The sequence below is a fragment of the Azospirillum griseum genome (assembly GCF_003966125.1).
GTDB classification, from domain to species: Bacteria; Pseudomonadota; Alphaproteobacteria; order Azospirillales; family Azospirillaceae; genus Azospirillum; species Azospirillum griseum.
Genome location: NZ_RXMA01000004.1, coordinates 256,041 through 279,970, shown reverse-complemented (window position 1 = coordinate 279,970; position 23,930 = coordinate 256,041). Strand labels below are relative to the sequence as shown.

Annotated in this window: 18 protein-coding genes; 17 read left to right on the top strand and 1 reads right to left on the bottom strand. The window is 62.2% G+C overall.

From position 1 onward, the window contains the following. Positions 1 to 383: 383 nt before the first annotated feature. A complete protein-coding gene (locus tag EJ903_RS07035; RefSeq protein ID WP_126613492.1) occupies positions 384 to 2,660 on the top strand; it encodes a helicase-related protein in 2,277 nt (758 codons plus the stop codon). Between the two features lie 6 nt (positions 2,661 to 2,666). On the opposite strand, the gene EJ903_RS07030 is transcribed toward EJ903_RS07035, so the two are convergent. Beyond that, positions 2,667 to 4,130: an ArnT family glycosyltransferase gene (locus EJ903_RS07030; RefSeq protein ID WP_126613490.1), complete on the bottom strand. Its 1,464-nt coding sequence runs from the start codon at positions 4,128 to 4,130 to the stop codon at positions 2,667 to 2,669. A 425-nt stretch (positions 4,131 to 4,555) separates the two neighbouring features. Between EJ903_RS07030 and EJ903_RS07025 the strand changes: the two genes are divergently transcribed. The 16 genes from EJ903_RS07025 to EJ903_RS06950 all read left to right on the top strand — a co-directional run bounded on the left by EJ903_RS07025 (position 4,556) and on the right by EJ903_RS06950 (position 23,896). Beyond that, positions 4,556 to 4,837, top strand: coding sequence for a MarR family transcriptional regulator (locus EJ903_RS07025; RefSeq protein WP_246015289.1), 282 nt, complete (start codon positions 4,556 to 4,558; stop codon positions 4,835 to 4,837). A gap of 18 nt (positions 4,838 to 4,855) precedes the next feature. Continuing rightward, entirely contained in the window at positions 4,856 to 5,200 is a 345-nt protein-coding gene (locus EJ903_RS07020) for a hypothetical protein (protein ID WP_126613486.1), read from the top strand. Between the two features lie 110 nt (positions 5,201 to 5,310). Continuing rightward, a complete protein-coding gene (locus tag EJ903_RS07015; protein WP_126613484.1) occupies positions 5,311 to 6,609 on the top strand; it encodes a pentapeptide repeat-containing protein in 1,299 nt (432 codons plus the stop codon). 85 nt (positions 6,610 to 6,694) lie between these two features. Continuing rightward, positions 6,695 to 8,275 (top strand): glycosyltransferase, encoded by a 1,581-nt coding sequence (locus tag EJ903_RS07010; RefSeq protein WP_126613482.1) that lies wholly within the window; start codon positions 6,695 to 6,697, stop codon positions 8,273 to 8,275. A gap of 131 nt (positions 8,276 to 8,406) precedes the next feature. Beyond that, complete coding sequence (gene pseI / locus EJ903_RS07005; protein WP_126613548.1) at positions 8,407 to 9,480, top strand: pseudaminic acid synthase; 1,074 nt, start codon at positions 8,407 to 8,409, stop codon at positions 9,478 to 9,480. Continuing rightward, positions 9,477 to 10,238 (top strand): cytidylyltransferase domain-containing protein, encoded by a 762-nt coding sequence (locus EJ903_RS07000; RefSeq protein WP_126613480.1) that lies wholly within the window; start codon positions 9,477 to 9,479, stop codon positions 10,236 to 10,238. The genes pseI and EJ903_RS07000 overlap by 4 nt, the downstream gene beginning before the upstream one ends. A gap of 29 nt (positions 10,239 to 10,267) precedes the next feature. Then, the gene (locus EJ903_RS06995; protein ID WP_126613478.1) at positions 10,268 to 10,501 is read left to right on the top strand and encodes an acyl carrier protein; all 234 of its coding nucleotides are present in this window, start codon (positions 10,268 to 10,270) and stop codon (positions 10,499 to 10,501) included. A 22-nt stretch (positions 10,502 to 10,523) separates the two neighbouring features. Then, positions 10,524 to 11,399 (top strand): alpha/beta fold hydrolase, encoded by an 876-nt coding sequence (locus EJ903_RS06990; protein ID WP_126613546.1) that lies wholly within the window; start codon positions 10,524 to 10,526, stop codon positions 11,397 to 11,399. Further along, positions 11,396 to 11,650 (top strand): phosphopantetheine-binding protein, encoded by a 255-nt coding sequence (locus EJ903_RS06985; RefSeq protein ID WP_126613476.1) that lies wholly within the window; start codon positions 11,396 to 11,398, stop codon positions 11,648 to 11,650. Before EJ903_RS06990 ends, EJ903_RS06985 begins: the two co-directional genes overlap by 4 nt. After that, a complete protein-coding gene (locus EJ903_RS06980) occupies positions 11,650 to 12,828 on the top strand; it encodes an AMP-binding protein (RefSeq protein ID WP_246015277.1) in 1,179 nt (392 codons plus the stop codon). Before EJ903_RS06985 ends, EJ903_RS06980 begins: the two co-directional genes overlap by 1 nt. After that, positions 12,825 to 13,580, top strand: a complete 756-nt coding sequence (locus EJ903_RS06975) for an SDR family NAD(P)-dependent oxidoreductase (protein ID WP_126613472.1) — start codon at positions 12,825 to 12,827, stop codon at positions 13,578 to 13,580. The genes EJ903_RS06980 and EJ903_RS06975 overlap by 4 nt, the downstream gene beginning before the upstream one ends. A gap of 50 nt (positions 13,581 to 13,630) precedes the next feature. Continuing rightward, positions 13,631 to 14,692, top strand: coding sequence for a ketoacyl-ACP synthase III (locus EJ903_RS06970; protein WP_126613470.1), 1,062 nt, complete (start codon positions 13,631 to 13,633; stop codon positions 14,690 to 14,692). 193 nt (positions 14,693 to 14,885) lie between these two features. Then, a complete protein-coding gene (locus EJ903_RS06965; RefSeq protein WP_126613468.1) occupies positions 14,886 to 16,748 on the top strand; it encodes a flagellin N-terminal helical domain-containing protein in 1,863 nt (620 codons plus the stop codon). Positions 16,749 to 16,876: 128 nt separating this feature from the next. Continuing rightward, complete coding sequence (locus EJ903_RS06960) at positions 16,877 to 17,296, top strand: flagellar biosynthesis repressor FlbT (protein ID WP_126613466.1); 420 nt, start codon at positions 16,877 to 16,879, stop codon at positions 17,294 to 17,296. Between the two features lie 30 nt (positions 17,297 to 17,326). Next, positions 17,327 to 23,233 (top strand): tetratricopeptide repeat protein, encoded by a 5,907-nt coding sequence (locus EJ903_RS06955; RefSeq protein ID WP_126613464.1) that lies wholly within the window; start codon positions 17,327 to 17,329, stop codon positions 23,231 to 23,233. A 12-nt stretch (positions 23,234 to 23,245) separates the two neighbouring features. After that, the gene (locus EJ903_RS06950) at positions 23,246 to 23,896 is read left to right on the top strand and encodes a trimeric intracellular cation channel family protein (RefSeq protein ID WP_246015275.1); all 651 of its coding nucleotides are present in this window, start codon (positions 23,246 to 23,248) and stop codon (positions 23,894 to 23,896) included. The last annotated feature ends 34 nt before the right edge of the window (positions 23,897 to 23,930 follow it).

The following is a 23,930-nucleotide window of genomic DNA, read 5'->3' as shown; positions in this document are numbered from 1 at the left end:
ATAGACCATCACGTCGATAGGAGGTGTGTGGAAGGGCCGCAATGCCCGAAGCTAAACCTTACTAATCGCTCGATCGGCTTGATCTCTTCCGAACGCCATGCACAGCGGTAAGCCGCCTGTGCGGTGCTTGTGAGACGCATCCCATTTGTCACGAATACACACTCGACTTTATCACGATCCAAACGGAACGGGCGCTCTCGCTTAACGCTGAGAGCGCCCGTTCCGCATTCGTTGTTTGGGATTTGTCTTGCCGGGCACGCCCATTCAGACCATACAGCATGGGAAAACCAGCCGTCAGCGCGGTGTCCGCGCGGGTTGGGATGGTCCGCGCCAGACCGCAGACCCGCTCCTCAAACACCCAAACCGTGAAACACACCAAATCCATGACTGACGACACGTCTTCCTCCAAGCCGATGCGCGGAACCGCCGATGAATTTGACCGCCGTGACGCTTTGCGCGCTGTGGCCGCCGTGGTGCGCGGGGACGGTATTGAGGTGGACGCCGACAGTGTTCCGGCCCGTTGGTCGCTGGCCCTGAGCCACAGCGTGACGATCCCCGGCACCGACCGGACGTTGAAGCTGCGGTTCCGCATCGCGCTTGGCCCCTTGCCGGAGATCGAGGCGGAATTGTGGGGGCTGATGACCTCGGAAGAGGGATTTGGCCGCACGCAGGCGAAGACCTTGGGCAAGCGGGTCAAGGCCGCCTGTCTGTCATCGAACGCCATCGACAAGGCCAAAGGGCGGGTGGACGCGTGGTTTGCGTCGATGGGCCAGCGCGCGGCGGACTTTGGCGAGGCCTGGCGTCCAAAAGCCTTTGCTGAGGAGTTGGGGCGGGTGATCGGCTTTGGTGGCCGCATTCCCCGCCTGCAAACCCTGCTGGATGCGTTGGAGGAGAGCTTTGCCAGCGCCACGGCGCGCGCTGGTTTGAAGGTTCGGCGCCAACGCCTGGAAAGCGCGTCCGGCATGGGGGTGTATCTGGACAGCTTCACCACCGCCCGTTCCATGGTGCGCAAACTGCGCCTGTTTGTCGGCCCGACCAACTCCGGCAAGACGCACGCCGCGATGGACCGTTTGGCGGAGTCGGAGTCCGGCTGCTACCTAGCGCCGCTGCGTCTGTTGGCGCTGGAGGGACAGGAGGCGTTGGAAACACGCGGACGTCCGTGCAGCCTTGTCACCGGCGAAGAGCGCGATGTCCGTCCCGGCGCTCAGTTCACTTCCTCCACCATTGAAATGGTCAACACCCTGCGGGTGTGGGGGGCCTGCGTCATTGATGAAATCCAAATGATCGGTGATCCTGATCGCGGGTGGGCCTGGACGCAGGCGGTGGCCGGGGTGGCTGCGCCGGAAATTTTGATGACGGGGTCGGCGGACGCGATTCCCTACGTCAAGCGTTTGGCCGATGCGATGGGCGAAGAACTGGAGGTCATCGAGTTCACCCGGAAATCGCCGCTGCGGGTGCAGGAGGAAAAGGTGCCCCTGACCGATGTCCGTCGGGGCGATGCGGTGATTGCCTTTTCCCGCCGTGACGTCATGGGGCTGCGTCATGATCTGTTGGCGCGCGGTCACACGGTGGCGGTCATCTATGGTGCCTTGTCACCGGAAGTGCGACGGGCTGAGGCACGCCGTTTCCGCGATGGTTCGGCGGATGTTCTGGTGGCCACCGACGCCATCGGCATGGGGTTGAATTTGCCGGTTGCGCGGGTTGTTCTGTCCACCACGCGCAAATATGATGGCCGGGAAGAGCGCGAGTTGACCCCGTCCGAGATCCGCCAGATTGGCGGTCGGGCCGGTCGGTTCGGTTTGCAGGAGGATGGCCGCGTGGCGGTTCTGGAAGGCGAGAGCATCAATCCGGTGCGCCGTGCCTTGACCACCCCGCCGGTGCCACCGACCGATCCGCGCTCCTGGATTTCACCAAACTTGAGCCATGTTGAGGCGATCGCCACCGAGTTGGACACCAACAGCTTGGCAAAAGTGCTGCGCACCGCCGATCAGGAGTTGCTGCGGGCCAATCAGACCTTCCGCATGACCGACCTGGAACAGCGCATCCAGGCGGCGGCAGCGGTGGACAAGGCGGCCTTGTCCTTGGCTGAACGCGACATGCTGGCCCGCTGCCCGATTGACACCCGTGATCCCGGCAATCTGCGCTTGCTCGGCGGTTGGGCGATGAATCAAGGGAAGGGGTTGCGCAACAGCGCGCCGGACGCGGCGGAGCGTTTTCAACATCACGTTGGCACCGATGTCGAACTCGAAAAGGCAGAGCGGGCGGTGAAGGAGCTGACCGCTTACGCGTGGTTGGCCTACCGCTTCCCAGACGCTTATCCCGACATGGATGTGTGCCAGGAGCGTCGCGCCCATCTCAACGCCTTCATCGAACGAACCTTGGCGGAACGGTCCTTGGCGCGCGCCTGCCCGGTGTGCGGCACCCGTTTGAAGGCCAATCATCGTTTCCGCGTGTGCGATGCCTGTTATGGCGCGCGCCTGCAAGAGCGGAAGGGCGACGAAACACGCCCGCAGGGCCGTCGCGGCCGTCGGGCGGAATCAGCACCCGCCAGCGGACCAACCCCGGCCCACCCGCCCTTTCATCACGCGCCGAATCCAGGGAAAGGGCGTGGTCCGGGAAAGGCTGGGGCGGTCAAGCGCCGACGCGGAGCAACGCCGTAAACGGCATCATTCACCAGCCCGTTGACCGAAGCCGTGTCGGTTCAGCCAACGATGGGCCGCGAGTCCGCAAGCCAGGGCGATGCAGGGAACCGCTGTCATTTGATAGCGGGTGATGTTCAGGCTGATGAGGGCGTAGAAGAGCAGATTGAACGCGCCCAGCCCAAGCAGTGTGATGGTCAATGCGTCGCGTCGCCGAACGGCACCGATCAGGACAATCATGAACACCGGCAAACCGACCACGATGAACTCGTCGATCCAAATGCCCCGATACAAAACGGGCAGCGTTGTCGCCAGATGGATCAGAGGACGGTCCAGGATCGCGTTGATCAACTGGCGATCCAACTGTTTGACGGCGGCAAGCTCGCTCAACCCTTCGGCTTGCTCAAGTGTGGCCAACCGCCTTCCATAGCCATTCTGCCCCTCATCATAGAAACCACCGGGCTGTCCAAGATCAAAGGGGGCGATGACCTCTGGCGCAAACAGCCGTTTGGCCAAGCCGTCTCCGAAGCCGCGCGTCCAATACACGAAAGCGGCGGCATATTGTTCCGCGCTCATGTGATTGAACACTTCGCGGGTGCTGAGAGCGATGCCGGAGCGCAAGTCGGTGAACACCGGCACGCCGATGATGGACGTGTTGCGCATCACCCATCCACCGATAGGGGCGGCAAAGGTCAGCGCGGCCACCAAAAGAGCAGGGAACAGGCGTCGACGAGCAATGGGATGAAACAGCCCAACCAGCGCGGCGCACGCCAATCCGACCAGCGCAAAATAGAGAAAGATCGCCTTGGTGAAGGTCAAGGCCGCCGCGCCCAGTCCGACCCACGCCCATCGCAGAAGGCTGGAATCCGGTGATTGCCAAGCCCGCACCAACAGCCAGAGAAGAATGGCGACGAGAGAGACGGCCAGCGGATCAGAGATGATGTCATAAAAGCCTTTGTGCATCTGCAGGTTGGCGACCAGATAAAGGGCACCGAGCAGCGATGGGATCCGCCGTCGGGTCAGACGGTGAAGAGTCGCAAACAGGGCCAAGCCGGAAACCCCAATCAGGACCGCGTTCACCCATTGTGGAATCCGGTATATGGCAGAGTCACACAGGTTGGCCTGCATCAGGCAGGATGGACGAAAGCCGCCAAAGGCTGGATCAATCCGCATCAGCATGGCCAACACCAGGGGATAGCCTGGTTCCCGCCCGATGGAGGGGGGGGCGACATCATCGGTTGGTGCGCCTGAATACACTCCGTGCGCGTGCAGATGATAGGCACCGGACAGATAGCTGATCGAATCGGCGGTTGGCTGAATGGGACGGATCGAGAGGCCATAGCCGAGAACGACGAGCACAAGCCCGAACAACGCTGCCCATGGAATGAACCGATGCGTTTCAACGCGACGAGACAGCGCGATCAGAGCGGTTGAAAGCAAAATCCATCCCTTCCTGATGGGGCGCGCATGAAACAACGCCGTGGTGGTCATGCCGATTCGATGACCTGCACGCTCCTTTTCTCACAGCAGGCCCTTGCGGTGCGACCCGAATCGGATGGCCAAGGTGTTGTTGGTGGGCTGGAAACCGGTCTGGCGTGGCCGGTCATCGCCGTGGTGTGGTGGGGGAGTGTGTCGGAATGGAAAAAGACGGTCTTCGGGGGACATTCGGTTTCCAATATTATGCCCCGAGACATTCATTATGTCAGGCACGAAACACCGGCGACACACGCGCACAACATTTGGGCGTTAGGCTTTCACACATAGGAAACAGCAATCAATACAGGCGCATGCGCCAGACGGACACCGGTTTGACGATCTCGCGAGCGATTGTGACGGTTTCCCTGATGCCGCGCGGGTTTCATGATTGATGTCTCCCCCATGTTCGAAACCACACAACCTTGCGTTCAGAGGCCGCGATGCTGCATCATCATGACTTCCTCTCCAGAACCGTCTCCACCGACCGTGAGATCACCCTGGAGGCGCTGCGTGTGTTCACTTATCTGAGTCGGAGGCTTCATTTCGACCGTTCCATTCCGGTGCTTCAGTCTGAACTGGCTGATGCGTTGGGCATGCAGAGGCCAAATGTGAACCGGGCCATCAAGCTGCTGGAAACCAAGCAGATTCTTCTGCGGGAATCCAAATTGGGACGTGCGATCACGTTTCGGTTGAATCCGGGACTGGAGGGCGGCCGCGCTTGAAGGATTGCCAGGGTCTGAATGATCGTTGAAACCCGTGAGCTGTTTTTCAGCAATTCAGCCCTGCTGAAGGCAATTGCCTGGTATCAGAAGGTGCCTCATCAAACAGACCTGCCGCTTGGTGTCGTCACTGCCGTGACGCCCAAGCCGGGGGGCGGCTTGGTCATCCAGATACAGCAGAGTGGTGCGACCAAGACCCGCGATGTTGTTTTCCTGTCGAGCAAGACGCTCGGGCTGCTTTTGCTGTTTTGCCGTCGGCAGAAAATTCCCATTCCCCGCGACGCATCCAAAGAGTTGGACGCGGATGAAGAGGGTGTTTCGCTGATCATACGCAGCGAAACGATGACCTCCGGGCCAATGCGGTGATTGGGTGCGACCGTCCAAAGGTTCCAGCCCCCAAAGGTTCCAGCCATCGCAGTTAACCCTTTGTGAAGCATGCTGGCACGATTCTTCCTGTCTGAGGGAGCGTGTCAACCATGGTGCAAAGCCGTACTCTGAACCGTTTGGATCAAGCCCAACTTGATCTGGTCATGCGTCGGCATGAGATGTTCCGCAACGCCAAGATTGGTGGGGCGCGGGCAAATCTGTCCTTCTGTGATCTGTCCGGTCTGGATCTGTCCGGTCGGGACATGGCGCATGCGGATTTTGTCGGGGCAAGCCTGCGCGGGTCCAATCTTACGGAAACCAAGCTGGATTGTGCGGCCTTTTTCGCAACCGATCTGCGGCAAGCCAATCTTGAGCGGGCCAGCCTGATCAAGGCGGATCTGCGTGGGGCCTGCCTGCGGGGCGCTGTGCTCATCGGTGCCAATCTGTTCGAAGCGGATCTGCGGGATGGTTCGCTGGCGGAAAAGGACCGTTCCGGGCATCTGCGGATTCTCCAGATCGAAGCCATGCCGGCAGAGGCGTCGGGGGCCGATCTGTCCGGCGCAAACCTCACCAACGCCCGCCTGTCTGGGGCGATGGCGATTCACACCGACTTTTCCGACGCGGTCATGCGGGGGTGCAAACTGGTGCGCGCCACCGTGCGCGGGGCCAATTTCAGCGGTTCGAACCTGGAAGGGGCTGATTTGTCGGGTGCCGACATGCGCGGTGCCTGCCTGCGCGGCGCGGTCCTGATCGGCGCAACAATGACGATGACCGAATTGACCGATGCGGTTCTGGACGATGCGCTGACGGATCAGCCGGTCGGTCGCCCGGTGACGGATTTGGGGCGTGGCCTGGACGATCTGATGACGGATCATCGGATCTGGGTCGGCTCCGGCGGCGCACAAGGAGCGCCTCTGGATCTGTCCGGTGTTGATCTTCGTCAGGCCGGTGGCGGGTTTGCCCATGCGTGCCTCACCATGCTGCGGGCGGTTGGCACGACGTTTTACGGCATGGATCTGACCGGTGTTCAGATGCAGGCGGCGGTTTTGGAGGGGGCCGATTTGCGGGGCTGCTCTCTGGCCGAGGGCGACCTGCGTGGCATCACCCTGCGCAACGCCAAACTGAACAACGCGAATCTGCGCCGGGTCAATCTGCGCCCGTTGGTGTTCGATCACAGCCGCACCAAGATTGCCGATCTGTCGGGCGCAAAGCTGCGCTACGCCGATCTGGGCGAAGGGAGCTTGCGCGGGGTGAATTTGTCTGGAGCGGATCTGTCCTTTGCCAATTTGATGGGGTGCGAGTTGGCTGGCGCGGATCTCAGCTCCGCCAAATTGTTCGGGGCAAAACTGGAGCGGCGGGCTTTGACCGAAGGGGTGATCATCGAAGGGGTGGTCGGGCTGAAGCTGTGACCGATCGCTCCTTGTCCCTCTTCGCTTGTTTCTTTGTGCCGCAAGGCGTTACACACAGTGGTCCCGATGGCTGAAGGTGCCCACGATGTCCAGTCTTCTCGAAACGCAGCGTGTGGCGTTGCTGAGTTATCTGGCGGACACGGATTTTGATTCGGACAAGATCAATCGGCTGTCGGCGCTGTGCGAGACCATTCGGCGAGAGGTTGATTTCCCGACTCGTCTTGAGCTGGCTGATGGTTTGCGGCGTGATGGGAGCACCTCTGACACGGTGCGTCTTCATTCGGTTTTGTTTCAGTTGACGGGGGATCTGTATCATTATGAGCGGATTCTTCATTATTTGCTTCTGGGTGGCCACAGCATTGATCCTGCGCTGTTGCATTACAGCTATTGGTGCATGTCGCGCCAATTGTTCCTTGGGTCTGCCACGGGTGGGAAGACAGCGGATTTCGTGTCGTGTGACCTGTACCGTTTTTACGAGTCAATGGTCCGCTTGATCGCGCGTCGTTGGGCGTTGCGTCCCGGCCGGGCGGTGGTGAAACCCGGACCGATCCGTCGGGTGGCGTTGGTGACGAACCAGTTCACCAATGATCGCCATCAGCCAACCCGCGATTGCTTCGACTTTGCGTGTCGCCTTCAGGATGATTTTGGTTTGGACGTGGCCATCATCAACACCAACATGATGCCAAGCTGGGTGGAGAATCTGTTCATTCCTCCCATGTTGGCCGAGTTGGTGGAGGATTATGAGGGCGTTTTTGCGATGCGCATGCTGGGGCGGCAGGTGAAGGTCGCCTCCTTCACCGAGCGGCGCTTTTCCCAAGCGAAAATGACGGCGATCGTCGAGGCGATCGACGGGTATGACCCCGATCTGATCGTGTCGTTTGGCGGTTCCAATATTGCGGCGGACCTGTTTGCCGAGGCGAACGCCCGTCCGGTGCTGTGCATTCCCACCACATCGGGACTGACGATTTCCCTGTCCCATATCCTGTTGGGATTTGACGAGCACGATTACACCGCAGGCATTTCCGATTTGTACCGTGCGCCCTTTGCCCGCCGTTTCCGTCCCTTTACGTTCGGGTACACGTTGCCGCCGACCAACGGGGTGTTTGACGATCCGGTTTTGGATGGTGCGGCCTTTGTCTTTGCGGTGGTCGGGACCCGGTTGGATCACGAGGTCACGTCGGAGTTTCTAAGCCTGTTGGATGAGATCCTGGATCGCTGTCCGACGGCCGTCGCGGTTTTTGCCGGAGGCGTCACAGGGCTGCCACGGCGGTTGGCCGCCCTGCGCAACCAGGGTCGGCTTCATTGTCTGGGGCATGTGAACGACATTCGGGCGCTGTACCGCCGCTGCCACGTGTTTTTGAATCCTGCCCGCCAAGGCGGCGGCGGTGGTGCGGCGTTTGCCTTGGCCGAAGGTGTGCCGGTCGTCACCTATGGCTGGGGTGATGCGGCCAGCGTGGTCGGTCCTGCGTTCCATGTTGCCGATTCTGCGGCGTATGTGGCGCGGGCGACTGCCCTGTTCGCCGATTCCGAGGAAAGGGCGCGGTGCGCGACCGCTGCCCGCGCCCGATTTGCCGAAGTCGGGGATCGTCATCGCAGCGTGGAGCGTTTGCTGGCCTATGGGGAGGCGTTGCGGCGTCGCCCGGTCTTTGCAGGGGATGACAATTAATCTTCCTTCATCACTTCCGTGCAACCCTTGGGGCAAGGCGTCGTTCAGGCGGTTGTTCGCCCTTGTTCGATGCCATCGCCAATGGGTGGGATCCCCAACCGCCTTGTGAACAGACAACAACCATGGCCGCCATGATTCAATCGCCGAACGAGTTCGCCATTGATGGCCGTCCGATTGGACCGGATCATCCGCCCTATCTGATCGCGGAGATGTCCGGCAATCACAACGGTGATTTGAATCGCGCCCTGGCGTTGATCGACGCCGCCAAGGCAGCCGGTGCGGATGCGGTGAAGCTGCAAACCTACACCGCCGACACCATCACCATTGATCATGATGGCCCCGGTTTTCGGCTGGAGGGTGGTCTGTGGGGTGGGCGGACGCTGCATGATCTCTATCGGGAGGCCCACACCCCATGGGAATGGCACGAGCCGTTGTTTGCGCGTGCGCGGTCCCTGGAGCTGACCATTTTCAGTTCGCCATTCGATACGACCGCGATTGAACTGCTGGAAGGGTTGAACGCGCCTGCTTTCAAGATCGCATCGTACGAGATGATCGATCTGCCCCTGATTCGCCGCGCGGCGCGGTCAGGCAAACCTCTGATCGTGTCCACCGGTCTGGCGACCCTGGGCGAAATTGCGGAGGCGGTGGAGGCGGTGGGCGGTGCGGCCCCTTTGGCGCTGCTTCATTGTGTCAGCGGATATCCAACCCCGCCGGAAGACTGCAACCTGCGCACGATTCCTCATCTTGCAGCGGCCTTTCCCGGTGTCACGACCGGGTTGTCGGACCACAGCGAAGGCATCGCCATTCCCGTCGCGGCCATGGCGATGGGGGCAACCATCATTGAAAAGCACTTCACCTTGGCCCGGGCGGATGGTGGGGTGGACAGCGCATTCTCGTTGGAACCCCATGAATTCAAAGCAATGGCGGACGCTGTGCGCACCGCCTGGGCTGCGATGGGGCGGGTCGAGTATGGCGTGAAGCCCAGCGAGGTGGGTGGCCGTGACTACCGACGGTCCTTGTATGTGGTGGCGGACGTTGCCGCCGGAGAGGTGTTGACTGCGCACCATGTGCGCTCCATTCGCCCCGGTTTCGGCCTTTCACCCAAACATTTGCCGGAGATAGTGGGGCGGCGAGCGGCGCGGGCCTTGAGGCGTGGCATGCCGCTGAGGTGGGACCTGCTGGCACCGGCGGAGGATGGAGAATGACCAGCCCACGCCGCCCGCGCGTTGTTGCCATTTCACAGGCGCGGATGAACTCCACCCGATTGCCGGGCAAGGTCCTGCTGCCAGCGGCGGGAAAGCCCCTGTTGGTGCATCATCTCGAACGGCTTGCCCGCAGCCGGGGGCTGGACGGGGTGGTGTTGGCCACGACGGTGGGGGCGGTGGACGACCCTGTGGCGGCGACCGCATCGGCCATGGGAATTCCCGTCTTTCGCGGTGATGAGGAGGATGTGCTCCAGCGTTTTGCCGGAGCCGCCGCCATGGCTGACGCCGATGTGATTGTGCGGGTGACGGCGGATTGTCCCTTGATCGATCCGGCGCTGGTGGGCGAGCTGATTGCCGCGTTCCAGGCGGGGCAAAGCCTTTCTCCACCGCTGGATTATCTGTCAATCGATGTGTCCTGGTATCCACGGGGGTTGGACGCTGAAATCTTTCCCCGCGCCGTGTTGGACGAGGCCGCTGCCAACGCAGTGCTTCCGGCCGAGCGGGAGCACGTCACCTATTACATGTACACACGGCCCCAACGATTCCGTTTGGGCACGCCGCTGAGGCACGATGGGTCGGCCATCCAACAGCGATGGTGTGTGGATGAAGCGGCGGATTATGAACTGGTCCGCCGTTTGCTTGAAATCGGCGTGTCAGACAATCCGGCCTTTGGCTGGCGCGACTGCTGGCGCGCTGTGAACGAGCATCCGGATTGGATGGACATCAACAGCTCGATCCGGCAAAAGACGCCGCATTGAGCGGCACCGAAAGACACAGGAGATCAACCATGGATCGCAGAGAGTTCCTTTTGGCGCTGGACGAAACCCTGGAGTTGGACCCGGGGACCCTGACGGGGGATGAGACGCTTGAATCCCTGGAAAGCTGGGATTCGCTGGCGGTCATCAGCTTCATCGCCCTGGTGGATGAAACCATGGGGGTGGTTGTGGAGGGCGAAAAGCTGGCTCAGGCCAAGACGGTTGCGGATCTGCTGGCGTTGGCCGGTGTGAGCGTTCCGGCCTGATCCGGTGCCTCGTCCGGCGGCGATGGGGGGGCGGTTGCGCGGTGGGGTTGTGCCCCTGCCGACCGGTCCCGCAAGTTACTTGTCAATTGGCGTCGGCGGTGTGCCGGTTGTGCTGCTTCATGGCTTTGCAGGCGATCGATTGAGCTGGCAGTTCAATCTGGCGACGCTTTCCCTGGATCGCCGCACCATCGCTGTGGATTTCCCCGGTCACGGCCTGTCCCATCTGGATGTCGGGTCGGGTCGGGTCGGGGAGTTTGCCCCCTGGCTGCTGTCGGTGCTCGATGCGCTGGCGATTCCGGTCGCTCATGTCGTCGGTCATTCCATGGGCGGCTATGTCGGGCTTGAGTTGGCCCGCCTGGCTCCGGGGCGGGTGGCCAGTGTGAGTTTGATCGCCAGCGCCGGGTTGGGCACCCCGTTCGATCTGGGATTCTTGCGGCGGGTGGTGGCTCTTCGGACGGTGGAGGAGGGGGTGGAGTGCGCGCAACGCCTGTTTGGTGGGCCGTCGCCGCTCATTCTGCGCATCGCCGAGGTGTTGCACGCCCAATGCGGCGATCCACCGCGCCAACAGGCGCTGCAATCCATTCTTGAGGCGTCCTTTGCACCGCATGCCGATGGCGGGCCTGCGGTGGATTGGTCGTCGATCCGGGCGCCTGTGCAGGCGCTGTGGGGAGACGCGGATCGGGTGATTCCCTTGCCTCCACCGGATTGTCTGCCGTCGGACTGTTCCCTTCATGTCTTTCCAGGGATTGGCCATATGCCGCACGCTGAAGCCGCAGGACCGGTGACACAGGAGATCCGGCGCTTCCTGGCGGCGTGCGACTCTCGTCACGGCGATGCGGGCGCGATGCTTCAATCCGCTGACCTTGTCATTGACCTTTCCGGTGTGAACCAATCATGAGCGAAACCACCACCATGTTTGATGTCATTTCCGAAGAGTTGGCGCGGATTGTTGCCGACAAAGGGGAACGGTTGCCGTCGCTCAGCCTGGACACTGTGTTTCTCGGCGGAGAATTGCCCATCGATTCGCTGGATCTGGCCACGCTTCTGGTGGTCTTGGAGCAACGCACCGGACAGGACCCGTTCCGCGACGGTCTGCGCCAGTTCACCACCGTGGGTGAATTGGCTGCGCTGTATCCGGTGCGGGTGTGATGGGCAACCGACCGTCCTGGATTCACCCCGCTTTTTGCCTTTTGGAACGGGATGGGGATGCAGGGTGGACCGCGTGGCGTTGGCCGGACTTGGCGGATCACGGCCTGCCATCGGATGGAGTGGTTGTTGCGGCGTCTGCGTCCGCCGTCCTTCGCGGGGTGGTGGCGGCGGAACGCGACAACCGGGCCATCCTGCTGTTGCGCCATGGTGGAGACGCGGCGGGGTGGTTGGGGGAACCGGGATTTGCGGTGACACTGGAAAGCTCCGGGACAACCGGATTGCCCAAGCGTGTGCGACACACGTTCAACCGCCTTCAGGGGCGTGTGCGTGGGCGCGTTGATCCTTCTGTGCGTTGGTTGATGACCTATGACGCCGGAGCCTTTGCCGGGCTTCAGGTTCTTTTGACTGCGGCGATGACCGGTGCGACGTTGGTGTCGGTTCCGGGCGCTGGGGTGCAGGAACTGGCGGAGGCCGCGCGTCTTCACGCCGTCACGCACATCAGCGGAACCCCCAGTTTCTGGCGTGCCTTTTTGATGGCGCTGGCCGGAGGCGGCACACCACCCCTGCGATCCATCACCCTGGGTGGTGAAGCGGCGGATCAGGCCGTGTTGGATCGTTTGGCGGCGGCATTCCCTTTGGCCCGGCTGCGCCACATCTACGCCTCGACCGAGGCGGGGGCGGTGTTTGGCGTGTCCGACGGACGGGCGGGGTTTCCCGCCCGATGGCTGGACGAGGGGGTGGACGACGTGTCGTTGCGGGTGTGCGACGGGGTGCTTGAACTGCGCAGCCCCCGCGCCATGACGGCGGCGGGCGATGGATGGTTGTCCACGGGCGATCTGGTGACGCGGGTGGGCGATCGCGTTCTGTTTGCCGGTCGGGTCGATGGGGTCGTCAATGTCGGCGGGGTCAAGGTGTCGCCGGAGGCGGTGGAGCAACGGCTGCTTGCCGTTCCCGGTGTTGCGGAGGTGTTGGTTCAGGCCAAACCCAACCCGATCACCGGCTTTCTCCTGACCGCCCAGATCGTGCCCGCTTCCGATGTGGAAGAAACGGTTTTGCGCGCCCGGATGCGCGATGCGCTTGCAGAACTGGTTCCTGCCGCCCGGCCACGTGTGATAACCCTGACGGACCGCATCCCGTTGGCCATCACCGGCAAGAAAGGCCGCAAGGCACAGCCATGACACAGCCCGCTTCTCCCGATCGCCATGTCATCGTCACCGGGGGCAGCCGTGGGTTGGGGCTGGGGTTGGTGGAGGCCCTGCTGGCGGATGGGTATCGGGTGTCCACCTGCAGCCGGTCCCAAACGGATGACTTGCGACGGTTGGCAGGCCCCAATCTGTTTTGGGAAAGCTGCCGCATCGGCGATGCGGACGCGGTCAACGCCTTCGTCAAGGCGGCGGTGGCGTGGGCGGGGGATGCGCCGTTGTGGGGGCTGGTCAACAACGCCGGGCTGGCGCGGGAAGGTGTTCTGGCCACCTTCCCCGACGTGGACAGCGCTGAGGTGATCCAGACCAATCTGACCGGAGCCATCCAGGTGGCCCGGGCGTTTCTGCGCGCCAAGCTGACGCAGCGTGGAACTGGTCGGAACGCGGGGCGCATCATCAACATCTCATCGATCATCGGCCAGCGCGGCTATGTCGGGTTGGCGGCGTATTCGGCGTCGAAGGCGGGGCTGGATGGTTTGACCCGGGCGTTGGCGCGGGAAGTCGGGCGGCGGGCAGTGACGGTCAATTCCGTGGCCCCTGGCTATCTGACCACCGAGATGTCGGGCACCTTGTCCGTTGGGCAGCGGGACCAGATCATCCGGCGCACGCCGTTGGGTCGTTTGGGAGAGGTGGCGGATGTTGTGCCGGTGGTGCGCTTTCTGCTGGGTGATGGGGGTGCGTTCATCACGGGGCAGACCATCACCGTGGATGGCGGCATCACCTGCTGACCGCATGACGCGGTTTGCGCGGCCACCGACGGCGAGAGGGGGAGGCGGGTATGGTTTCCAGCGTCGTGGATGGCGTTGCCCTGCGTGGGGTGGTGGGATGCCTGCCCGATCAACGGGAGAGTGTCACCGATCTCGCGCGGCGTTTTGGCGACGAGGCCGCCACCCGCATCGCCAAAGCAACGGGGATCATCACCCGCCATCTTGCCGGTCCGGATCTGTGCACCAGCGATCTGATGGAGCAGGCCGCGCGTCGCCTGCTGGTCGGACTTGGGTGGGAGGCGGCATCGATCGATCTGCTGGTGTGCGTCACTCAAACCCCCGACCAACCTTTGCCGGGCAATGGCGCTCTGCTTCAGCATCGCCTGGGGTTGCGCAAGGGGATGGTCATCATCGATGTGACCCAAGGTTGCGCCGGCTTCGTGCATGGGCTGTGGATGGCTTCCTCCCTGGTGAAGCAGATGGGGGGGCGTGCGTTGCTGCTGGTGGGCGACACCACATCGCGGTTGATCGACCCTGACGACCGCAGCGTGGCACCGCTCTTCGGGGATGGCGCAGCGGCGGTAGCGCTGGACGTGTCTTCGGCTGCGGCACCGATGTGGTTCGATCTCGGCAGCGATGGTGCCGGTGCTCCCTATCTCAGCGTCAGCGGTGGCGGGATGCGTCAACCGGGAATGGCCCCGCGCCTGTTCATGGATGGAACCCAGGTGTTCGCCTTTACGCTGCGGGAAGTGCCTGGCAGCGTCAACGCCGTGCTGTCCTGTGCCGGGTGGACGATGGCGGACGTTCACCATCTCGTATTGCATCAGGCCAATGCCCAGATGATCCGCCATTTGGCGCAAAAACTGAGTGCCACCCCCGACCAAACCCCCATCACGTTGACCGAACGCGGCAACACCAGTTCAGCGTCCATTCCCCTGGCGCTGTGTGACGCGTTGGCGGGAGCGCTGACGACGCAGCCCCGCCGTCTGGTCATGTCCGGGTTTGGGGTTGGATGGTCATGGGCCAGTGTGGCGATGGTCTGCGAGCCTCTGGTGGTCTGTGAGATGATGCTTGCCACCGGCAGAAACTGCCCGGCAGAAACTGCCCCGTCGGCAACGGATGCCGAGCGCTAGGCAGTTTCTGCCTGCCCATCGGCAAAAATTGCCGATCTGTTTTTGCCGCCAGGCAGCGGATGCCCAGCAAAACCGGCAAATTTGAACTGGCCCGCTTTTTGCCTAGCGTGTGGTTGGGGGAATTAGTCCCCCTCTGCCCATGCGCCCCTGTCCGGGGACGGGTGGACGATGATCCTCCAAAGGAGTGAGCACCATGGCGAACGAAGTCTCCTTGACCGCATCGATGCGCACGAATCTGCTGCAATTGCAGAGCGTGCAGGATCAGGTGGCCAAAAAGCAGAACATTCTGTCCACCGGCAACAAGGTCAACACGGCCCTTGATGGCCCGACCGCGTTCTTCGCGGCCAAAGGCTTGACCCAGCGCGCGGGCGACCTGTCGTCGCTGAAGGACGCGATGGGCCAGTCGATCAGCACCATTCAGGCCGCCGACAAGGGCTTGACCTCGATCGACACCATGATCGACCAGGCCAAGGGTCTGACCACCGCCGCCTACGCCGCCCTGGGCACCGACGCCGCGTCGGTTGCCACCCGCAAGGCGTTGGCGTCCCAGTTCAACACGCTGCGCGGTCAGATCGATAAGCTGGCGGCGGACAGCGGCTATCAGGGCAAGAACCTGATCGGCGGCAACGGCCTGCGGCTGGACAGCACCAGCACGTCGCGTGCGGCCGTGAACACCATTCAGGGCCTTGAAAACGCACGCGTCACCAATGTGGTGTCTGCGGACACCTATTCCATCCGCGTCAAGGGCACGGGCAACATTTCCGGTGCCACCGGCGACATCGGCAGCGCGGAAAGCGCGCACGGTCTGACCGGCCTGAAGCTGTCTGGCAAACTGTCCACCAGCTCGGGCAGCTTCTCCGACGTGCAGATCGAGGTGCGCGGCGCCACAGGTCGCGAGCGTTCCTTCGTTGTGTCGGATGGCAACGAAAGCCGGACGATCTCCTACTTCGACAACAACCAGACCATCGACACCAAGCTGTCGACGGCGGCCACCTCCGGTGTGGCGCAGTCTTCGCAGGTGACGATTGGCGGGACGATCGAAGCGGGCGACATCTTCTCGGTGACGGTGGAAGGCCAGACCTTCAGCTACACCGCGACCTCCTCCGACGTGGCCGTTGGCCAGACCAGCAAGGCGAACATCGCGTCGCAGCTTCGGGCCTCGATCAACAGCGCGCTGGCGGCTGGCGGTCGCCTGAACGGTAAGGACGTCGCGTCCACCGCGGTCGGCTCGCAAGGGACCATCACGCTGACCGGTGCCACCACCGCCGGTGTGGCCCGCGAGGTCACGCTGGCGGCGACGACCACCAACGCGCTGACCAAGCACATCTCGGAAAGCTTCGCGTCGGGCACCGTGGTCTCCTTCACCGTCGACCGCACCCTGTTGGAGGCTGCCAACAACTCCGGCAACGGTGTGTCCACCATCGAAAAGAAGGTGGACTTGCAGGTGTCGGTCACGAACCTGAACGGTGCGCAGATCACGCGCGATGGCTCGAGCAACCGGGGCGAAGGAAAGCTCGCTGACGGTGAACAGGCCTTTGCGTTCGACAGTGGCACCGTTCGGTTGAAGGTCGATCAAACGACCATTCAGAAGGCGGCTTCGGCCAACTGCGCGGCCAACATCGTCACCAAGCAGGTCACGGACGCCAACACGTCGAACGATCTGACGGTGCAGTTGAACGAGAACAACACCAACGCCATCAAGGTCTCGGCGGTCAATCTGTCGACCAGTGGGCAAGGTCTGAAGCTCGACGAAGCGCAGAATGATTGGACCGACCGCGCGGACATCGACAAGGCGGTCGCTGGCATCGACGCGGCGAAGGCGACCATCCGGTCTGCGTCGCAGGCGTTGTCGACCAACCTGAACATCATCACGACCCGCGAGAACTTCACCAAGGAGTTCAGCAATGTGTTGAACGAGGGTGCCAGCAAGCTGACTCTGGCCGATCAGAACGAAGAAGGGGCAAACCTGCTGATGCTGCAAACCCGGCAACAGCTCGGCACCATCTCGCTCTCGCTGGCCAATCAGTCGCAACAGTCGATCCTGCGTCTGTTCTAAGGCGTGGAGTTCGGGTAGGATGACACCCGGCGGGCGGCGGCTTCACAAGCCGCCGCCCGTTTCTTTTCGGTCACGCTTGGCGAACGCACGTCCGGATCGCCGGATCAGAACGAACCGGGTTCACACTCATGCCTCTTAAATTTGTTCTTCGTCCGAATGAAAAGGTTATTATCAACGGCGCTGTGATTGGAGCCGGTGATCGACCTGGTTCCTTTTTTCTTTACAACACCGCCAATTTCTTACGTGGCCGTGAAGTTCTTAAAGAAGAACAGATCGACTGCATTGAGAAAAAGCTCTATTTTGTCATTCAGTTGATCTACATCTTCCCGGAAGATGCAGCGCTCAACGTGCAGCGCTTCAATTCCATTATGGAAGAAACACGCATAGCGCGACCGGACAGCACCAAAATACTCGACGATATCGAGAAGCTGGTCGAGGCTCGAAATTATTATCGTGCCTTGAAGCTGTGCCGGAAAATGTTTCGGAGCGGCCCTGACCTCATCGATGAGGCGAGCGATGGCTCTTCCGCCGGTGCCGGGGACCTCTGACATCGGCTTCGTGAGGGATGAGCGTCGCCCATGTCTGCTGCATCCGCTTTGCTGCACAACGCGTTGGAACACCATCGCGCCGGTCGCATGGCGTCGGCGTTGTCAGGATACGCGCGCGTCCTGGCGCTCGATCCATGCCATGCCGACGCTTTGCACCTGTCCGGTCTTGCGCAGCACCACGGTGGTCACTCTGACGTCGGTGTGAGGGAGATCCGCCGCGCGATTGCCGTCCAGCCGTTTTTTCCCGAGGCGCTGAACAGTCTGGGCAGCGCTTTGGCGGATCTGGGGCAACCGGACGAGGCAAGATGTGCCCTCCTCAGGGCCATCGCTCAGCGCACGGACTATGTTGAAGCGCACAACAATCTTGGAACCGTGCTGCAGGCACTGGGGCAACATCAGGCAGCGGAAGCGGCCTACAGTCACGCGTTGACACTGTCCCCACAACACAGAAGCGCGACCTTGAATCTCGGTGTTCTGTATCGGGACACGGGTCGGGTCGGGTTGGCGGCTCAGCGCTTTTATGACGTGGTGTCTTCCCATCCTGATTTTGCCGAAGGATGGCGGCATTTGGCGTTTGCCCTGTGCGCGTTGGGGCATCCTGATGCAGACGCGTGTCTGGCGCGCGCCTTGCGGGACTATCCAACCGACCTTGATCTGTTGATTCCCTTCGCCAGCCGTTGCATCGAACAGGGACGTTTGGGGAACGCGGTTGAGTTGCTCGAACCTGCGGTGTCCGTGCATCCCAACCATGCGATGCTGTTGTTTTTGCTTGCCCTTGCCTATCAAGGGCTGAATCGTTTGGCGGATGCCGTCCCGTTCTATCGACAGGCGGTTGCGTGTGATGGTGGGCTGAGCGGAGCCTGGAACAATCTTGGCGTTGCCCTTCTCGATCTTGGGCGGAGGGCTGAAGCGTTCCCGGTGTTGCGTGTGGCGACGGCATGGCAGCCCGACGACGCCATGACGCTCAACAATCTGGGGACTGTGCTGGAGGAAGCCGAACAGTTTGAAGCGGCCATCGCCATTTATCGACGCGCGTTGCGGCTGCGCCCCGATTATGGCAAGGCCTTGAACAATTTGGGCAGCGTCTACACAGCGTGGAAGCGTTTTGATCTTGCCGAAACCTTGCGACGTGTCGCCATCGCAGCCCAACCGGATCACGCAGAAGCTTACACAAATCTCGCATCCGCTTATCAAGAGCGGGATGATATGTCCATGGCGGAACACCTGTTCCGTCGTGGGCTGCGTTTGGAGCCGCGAAACGCCGCCGCGTTGACGGGGTACGGCCTGATTTTGCAGATCCGTGGCAAGATGGCGGAGGCCGAAGCCGCACATCGCAAGGCACTGTCGATTGACGGGCACAACGCAAAGGCGCTGGCCAATCTTGGAATGCTGTTGTGGCAAAGAGATGCGATTGCCGAACCTGCGGAAACACTGCTGTCAGAGGCCATTCAAAGAGAACCGGGACTTGCGCCGGCAAGGTTGAATCGCGGGATCATTCGCTTGACCTTGGGGCGAATGGCGGAAGGTTGGGAAGACTATCACTGGCGTCTGCGTGCCAAAGGGTACATGGATCGCTGCATCGATGCGCCCCGTTGGAGTGGTGAGGCTCTGACCGGGAAGCGGTTGCTGGTCTGGCCTGAGCAGGGGGTTGGGGATGAGATCCTGTTTTCGGCCTGCTGGCCTGATCTGATTGCCTGTGTGGGCCATGTGGTGATTGAATGCGATCCCCGTCTGGTTCCTTTGTTTGCGCGCTCTTTTCCTCAGGCCACAGTGCGCCCTCGGTCCATCGACCAGAATGGCAATGAACGGATTGTGCCGTCTGGTGTTGACGCCCATGTTCCTGCGGGCGATGTGCCGCGCTATTTGCGTCCCACCATCAGGTCATTTTGTTCTGCATCCCCATGGTTGAAGCCGGATCCGGCGCGTGTCGAATTTTGGCGCGACCGGGTCCAGCACCTTGGTGCGGGAATCAAAATCGGTGTGGCTTGGCGAAGCCAGAAGATGACGACCGATCGGTTGGGGGCCTACACGCACCTGGATGATTGGAAGGCGATATTTTCAGTTCCAGGTCTTGTTTTCGTGAATGTCCAGTATGGCGAGTGTGCCGAGGAGTTGGAGGCGGCTGAACGGCGTTTCGGTGTGCGCATTCATCGATGGGACGACTTGGATCTGAAGGATGATTTTGATGGTGTTGCGGCTCTGATCGCCAACCTTGATTTGGTTTTGTCTCCGGCCATGTCGGTTGGTGAGCTTGCCGGTGCGATTGGAACGCCTGTTTGGCGCTTTTGTCACCGGGATTGGACGCAATTCGGCTCGACGATCCGTCCGTGGTTTCCCTCGATGCGCTTGTTTCAGCCGCATCCAGGTGGCGTCTTGAAAGACTCGCTGGATCGAATGGCCAGCGCGCTTCTTGCCATGAGGTCCTCTCCCACTGAACCGGAGAAACGGCCAGAGATTGCGGCACTGCCCATTGATGTCGAACCCTGGATTGCGGAGGCGATTGACCATCACCGGCAAGGTGATCCGGGTGGAGCAAAAGAGCGGATCGGGTTGGTCCTGAAACACGTTCCAGATCATGAGATCGCCCACCATCTGGCGGGGGTTTTGGCTCTCCGTGCCGGGGATCCAGTGTCGGCGCGTGATCATTTTGCGGTGTCGGTGCGGCAAAACCCGATGAACGCCGCCGCCCGTGCCGGATACGCGGACGCTTTGCAACGGGGCGAGCGGTTCGAGGACGCGGTTGCCGCGCTTTGCAGTGTGATTGCCGTTCAACCGTCCAGCGCCGAGCATCTGGTGAACCTGACAGCGCTGTTGCGACGCATGGACCGTCTGGATGCGGCCCGGCGTGTTGTGCGGCGTGCTTTGCGGCTCCACCCGGATCTGCGCCTTGCTCACGTTCACCTGGCGGCACTGACCTCCACCGCCGCTGAGGCGTTGAGTCTGCATCGAAACGCTGTGGTGCTGGCTCCGGATCATGGTGATGTGTTGAGCAACCTGGCCGGCGCGTTGCACAGCGCGGATCGGTTTTCAGACAGTGTCCGTCTGTATCGTTGGGCGCTGCGCGCGCAATCGGCGTTGCCGGAGGCTTGGACAGGGGTGGGCAACGCTCTTGCGGCGTCCGGGCGCACGGATGACGCGATTGCGAGCCACAAAACCGCTATCCTGTTGCGGCCGGACTTTCCTGACGCCTATGCCAATTGGGCGCATCTCCTGCAAAGACAGGGGCGTTCCGTTCCGGCGCTCAGGCTTTACCGCCGCGCCATTGCACTTGATCCACGGCATGGCCAGGCTCGGTACAACCGAGGGCTTCTTCTCCTGGAGCGCGGGGAAGGGCGTCACGGCTGGGCTGAGCATGAGTGGCGTTTTGCGACACCACAATTCAGTGGGCAGCGCCGTCGGATCTCTGCACGGGCGTGGCGCGGCGAAAACATCGCGCAATCCCGTCTTTTGGTGTGGCGGGAACAGGGCATTGGTGACGAACTGCTGCTGTCCTCCTGCTATGCCGACCTGATGAGGCGTGCGGGGCGTTTGGTGATTGAATGCGATCGGCGGCTTGTCGCCTTGTTTGGGCGTTCCTTTCCGGGTGCGCTTGTCCGTCCGGAAACCACCGATCCGCGCGATGTCGATCTTCACATTGCGGCGGGCAGTGTTCCGCGCCTTCTGCGGACGGACTTGAAGCGCTTTCCCATCACGACCGGTTGGTTGAAACCGGACCCGGATCGCGTGGAAGGCTGGCGGCAGCGGTTGGACGCGTTGGGGCCAGGCTTGAGGGTGGGCATCGGTTGGCGCAGTCAACTCATCAACGCGCAGCGCCAGGGAGCCTACACGACGCTTGATCAGTGGGGAGCGATCTTCTCGGTTCCCGGAATCACCTTTGTCAGCGTGCAGTATGGCCCCTGTGAGGAAGAAACAGCGGCGGCGGAACGGCGCTTTGGTGTGACGATTCACCGCTGGGCCGATTTGGATCTGAAAGACGACATCGATGGTCTCGCCGCTCTGATGGCAAACCTGGATCTGGTCCTGTCACCTGCGATGTCGGCGGGTGAACTGGCTGGTGCGTTGGGTGTGCCGGTCTGGCGGTTCTGTGGCCCGGATTGGACCCAGTTGGGCAGCGCGGTCCGGCCATGGTTCCCAACAATGCGGCTGTTCCAACCGGCTCCGGGCGGGGGGCTGGATGGGGCGCTGAACCGAATCGCTCAGGAGTTGCAGCGCCTTTGTGAAGGATCCGGCCAAAACGCGCCACCGCCGACGGTCGATGACGATCTGGTCCGCGCGGTGGAGGCGCATCGCGCCGGTGATGCTGAACGGGCATTGTCCCTGTATGGGCAGGTTCTCAACCAGGATGCCGGGAACATCACCGCGCTTCATTTGTCCGGCCTGCTGTTGCATCAACAGGGGCAGTCGGACTTGGGCGAAAGGCGCGTTGCGGCGTCCGTGGCAGCATCGCCGGACTATGTTGCTGCCCAGGTCAGTTTGGGGACGATTCGTTTGGCGCTTGCCCGTCATCAATCGGCGATCCTGTGTTTTCGCAACGCGTTGGCATTGCGACCGGAGGACGAGGCCGCCTGGAGCAATCTGGGGAACGCTCTCGCCGCAGTCCGGTGCTTTTCTGAAGCCGAACGCTGTCATTGCCACGCCGTGGCGGTTGCGCCGGATCGTCCAGACTTGCACGACAATCGGGGGGTGATCCTCGCGCGGATGGATCGGTTGGCCGAGGCGCGTCTGGGACACTACCTGGCCCTGTCGTTGGATGCGACCTGCGCGACGGCATGGAGCAACCTGTCCATCGTTGCGCGTCGCATGGCGCTTCATCACGAGGCCGACAGGGCGGGGCAGGCGGCCTTGGCCTTGAATCCAGCCTTTTGCGATGGCTTGACCAACCGGGCGCGGTTGTTGCGTGAGGTGGGAAAACCGGATCAAGCGTTGCGTCTGTGCGACCGCGCATTGGCGCTGAATCCGCACTCCGCCGCCGCTGCCTTCAACGGCGGACTGGTGCGGTTGGCCAAGGGGGAATTGGCCCTTGGTTGGTCTGGCTACGATTGCCGATTTGATCCGGATGCCCTGGGGGCTGGGGCACGCGCGCCCGGTGTGCCCGTTTGGGGCGGCGAGGCTCTGACCAACCGGACCCTTCTGGTGTGGCGGGAGCAGGGGATTGGCGATGAGCTGATGTTTGCCACCTGCCTGCCCAGCGTGATGGCCCAAGCGAAACGGGTGATTGTGGAATGCGATCCCCGCTTTGTTTTGCTCTTCAGCCGGTCCTTTCCCAACGCCGTTGTGCGTCCAGCGCCGACACATCTGGCGCATCGGGTGGAGGATGCGGATGCGCATGCTCCGCTCGGGTCTCTGCCTCGTCATGCGCGGACCACATTGTCGGCGTTTCCGGCGACGCCCTCTCTTTTGAAAGCGGATGGTGCGGCGGTGTCTGCGTGGCGGCAGCGGCTGGACGCGCTGGGGTGTGGGTTGAAAGTTGGTTTGGCTTGGCGCAGCGGTCAATTGGATGCGGAACGCGCGCCCGACTACACCCGTCTGGACGAGTGGGGGCCGCTGTTTTCCGTCCCCGGTGTGACCATCATCAATCTCCAATATGGGGATTGCGAGGAGGACATGGCCACCGCAAGGCGGCTGATCGGTCACGCCCCCCACGTGTTCCCGGATCTGGATCTGAAAAACGATCTGGATGGATCGGCGGCGCTGATGACAGCGCTTGATCTGGTCATCACCCCGGCAACATCCACCGGGGAACTGGCGGCGGCCCTGGGTGTTCCGGTCTGGCGGGTGGGGCGGTCCGGCGATTGGACGGCTCTCGGAACGGCGGTGCGGCCTTGGTTTCCATCGATGCGTCTGTTCCTCACGGCGCAAGGTCAGCGTGTGGCTGACGTGATTCCCTCCGTGGTGTCGGCCTTGTCTGGGCTGTCTTCCCTCCGCCAACCAGAATAAGGCGCAGCAAGTATGCCGCTCTCCATGCCCCCTCTGCCGATGCCGGAGGATCTGTCCACCCTGTTGATGGTGATGGATTTGATCGGCGTGTTCGTTTTCGGTCTGAGCGGCGGCACGCTGGCGGTGCGCAAGCGGCTCGATCTGTTTGGCGTGCTGGTGCTGTCTTTGGCCGCCGCGCTGGCGGGTGGGGTGTGTCGCGATCTGCTGATCGGCGCGGTGCCGCCTGCGAATCTTCAGAACGAGCGTTATCTGTTGACCGCCTTGGCCGCCGGTCTGGTCGCTTTTTTCTTCCACCGCCCGATCAAGCGGCTGGGCAAGCCGGTGATGGTGCTGGACGCGGTTGGGTTGGGCCTGTTCACCGTGGCGGGGTGCGGCAAGGCGCTCGCCTTTGGGTTGGCCCCGTTGCCCGCTGCGTTGCTGGGGGTGCTGACCGCCTGCGGCGGCGGTGTGGTGCGTGACCTGCTGGTGGCCGAAGTGCCGCGCGTGCTGTGCGAGGAGATTTACGCCATGGCCGCGCTGTTGGGCGCGTTCATCGTCATCGTCGGGCAGCATCTGGGTTGGCCGCCGGTGCCGGTCGCCGTGGCTGGGGCAACGGCGGTGTTCGTCCTGCGGGTGGTCAGCGTCCTGCGTGGCTGGAGCGCGCCACGCGCGCCGGGAAGCTGAACCGGCCAAGGAGGTTGGTTCCCTGCGCCCCTCC

What these genes read in the sequence shown, in the direction of transcription:
- EJ903_RS07035 (WP_126613492.1), top strand. Translation starts at nt 384, where the DNA reads ATGACTGACGACACGTCTTCCTCCAAGCCGATGCGCGGAACCGCCGAT.
- EJ903_RS07030 (WP_126613490.1), bottom strand. Translation starts at nt 4,130, where the DNA reads ATGACCACCACGGCGTTGTTTCATGCGCGCCCCATCAGGAAGGGATGG.
- EJ903_RS07025 (WP_246015289.1), top strand. Translation starts at nt 4,556, where the DNA reads ATGCTGCATCATCATGACTTCCTCTCCAGAACCGTCTCCACCGACCGT.
- EJ903_RS07020 (WP_126613486.1), top strand. Translation starts at nt 4,856, where the DNA reads ATGATCGTTGAAACCCGTGAGCTGTTTTTCAGCAATTCAGCCCTGCTG.
- EJ903_RS07015 (WP_126613484.1), top strand. Translation starts at nt 5,311, where the DNA reads ATGGTGCAAAGCCGTACTCTGAACCGTTTGGATCAAGCCCAACTTGAT.
- EJ903_RS07010 (WP_126613482.1), top strand. Translation starts at nt 6,695, where the DNA reads ATGTCCAGTCTTCTCGAAACGCAGCGTGTGGCGTTGCTGAGTTATCTG.
- pseI (WP_126613548.1), top strand. Translation starts at nt 8,407, where the DNA reads ATGATTCAATCGCCGAACGAGTTCGCCATTGATGGCCGTCCGATTGGA.
- EJ903_RS07000 (WP_126613480.1), top strand. Translation starts at nt 9,477, where the DNA reads ATGACCAGCCCACGCCGCCCGCGCGTTGTTGCCATTTCACAGGCGCGG.
- EJ903_RS06995 (WP_126613478.1), top strand. Translation starts at nt 10,268, where the DNA reads ATGGATCGCAGAGAGTTCCTTTTGGCGCTGGACGAAACCCTGGAGTTG.
- EJ903_RS06990 (WP_126613546.1), top strand. Translation starts at nt 10,524, where the DNA reads ATGGGGGGGCGGTTGCGCGGTGGGGTTGTGCCCCTGCCGACCGGTCCC.
- EJ903_RS06985 (WP_126613476.1), top strand. Translation starts at nt 11,396, where the DNA reads ATGAGCGAAACCACCACCATGTTTGATGTCATTTCCGAAGAGTTGGCG.
- EJ903_RS06980 (WP_246015277.1), top strand. Translation starts at nt 11,650, where the DNA reads ATGGGCAACCGACCGTCCTGGATTCACCCCGCTTTTTGCCTTTTGGAA.
- EJ903_RS06975 (WP_126613472.1), top strand. Translation starts at nt 12,825, where the DNA reads ATGACACAGCCCGCTTCTCCCGATCGCCATGTCATCGTCACCGGGGGC.
- EJ903_RS06970 (WP_126613470.1), top strand. Translation starts at nt 13,631, where the DNA reads ATGGTTTCCAGCGTCGTGGATGGCGTTGCCCTGCGTGGGGTGGTGGGA.
- EJ903_RS06965 (WP_126613468.1), top strand. Translation starts at nt 14,886, where the DNA reads ATGGCGAACGAAGTCTCCTTGACCGCATCGATGCGCACGAATCTGCTG.
- EJ903_RS06960 (WP_126613466.1), top strand. Translation starts at nt 16,877, where the DNA reads ATGCCTCTTAAATTTGTTCTTCGTCCGAATGAAAAGGTTATTATCAAC.
- EJ903_RS06955 (WP_126613464.1), top strand. Translation starts at nt 17,327, where the DNA reads ATGTCTGCTGCATCCGCTTTGCTGCACAACGCGTTGGAACACCATCGC.
- EJ903_RS06950 (WP_246015275.1), top strand. Translation starts at nt 23,246, where the DNA reads ATGCCGCTCTCCATGCCCCCTCTGCCGATGCCGGAGGATCTGTCCACC.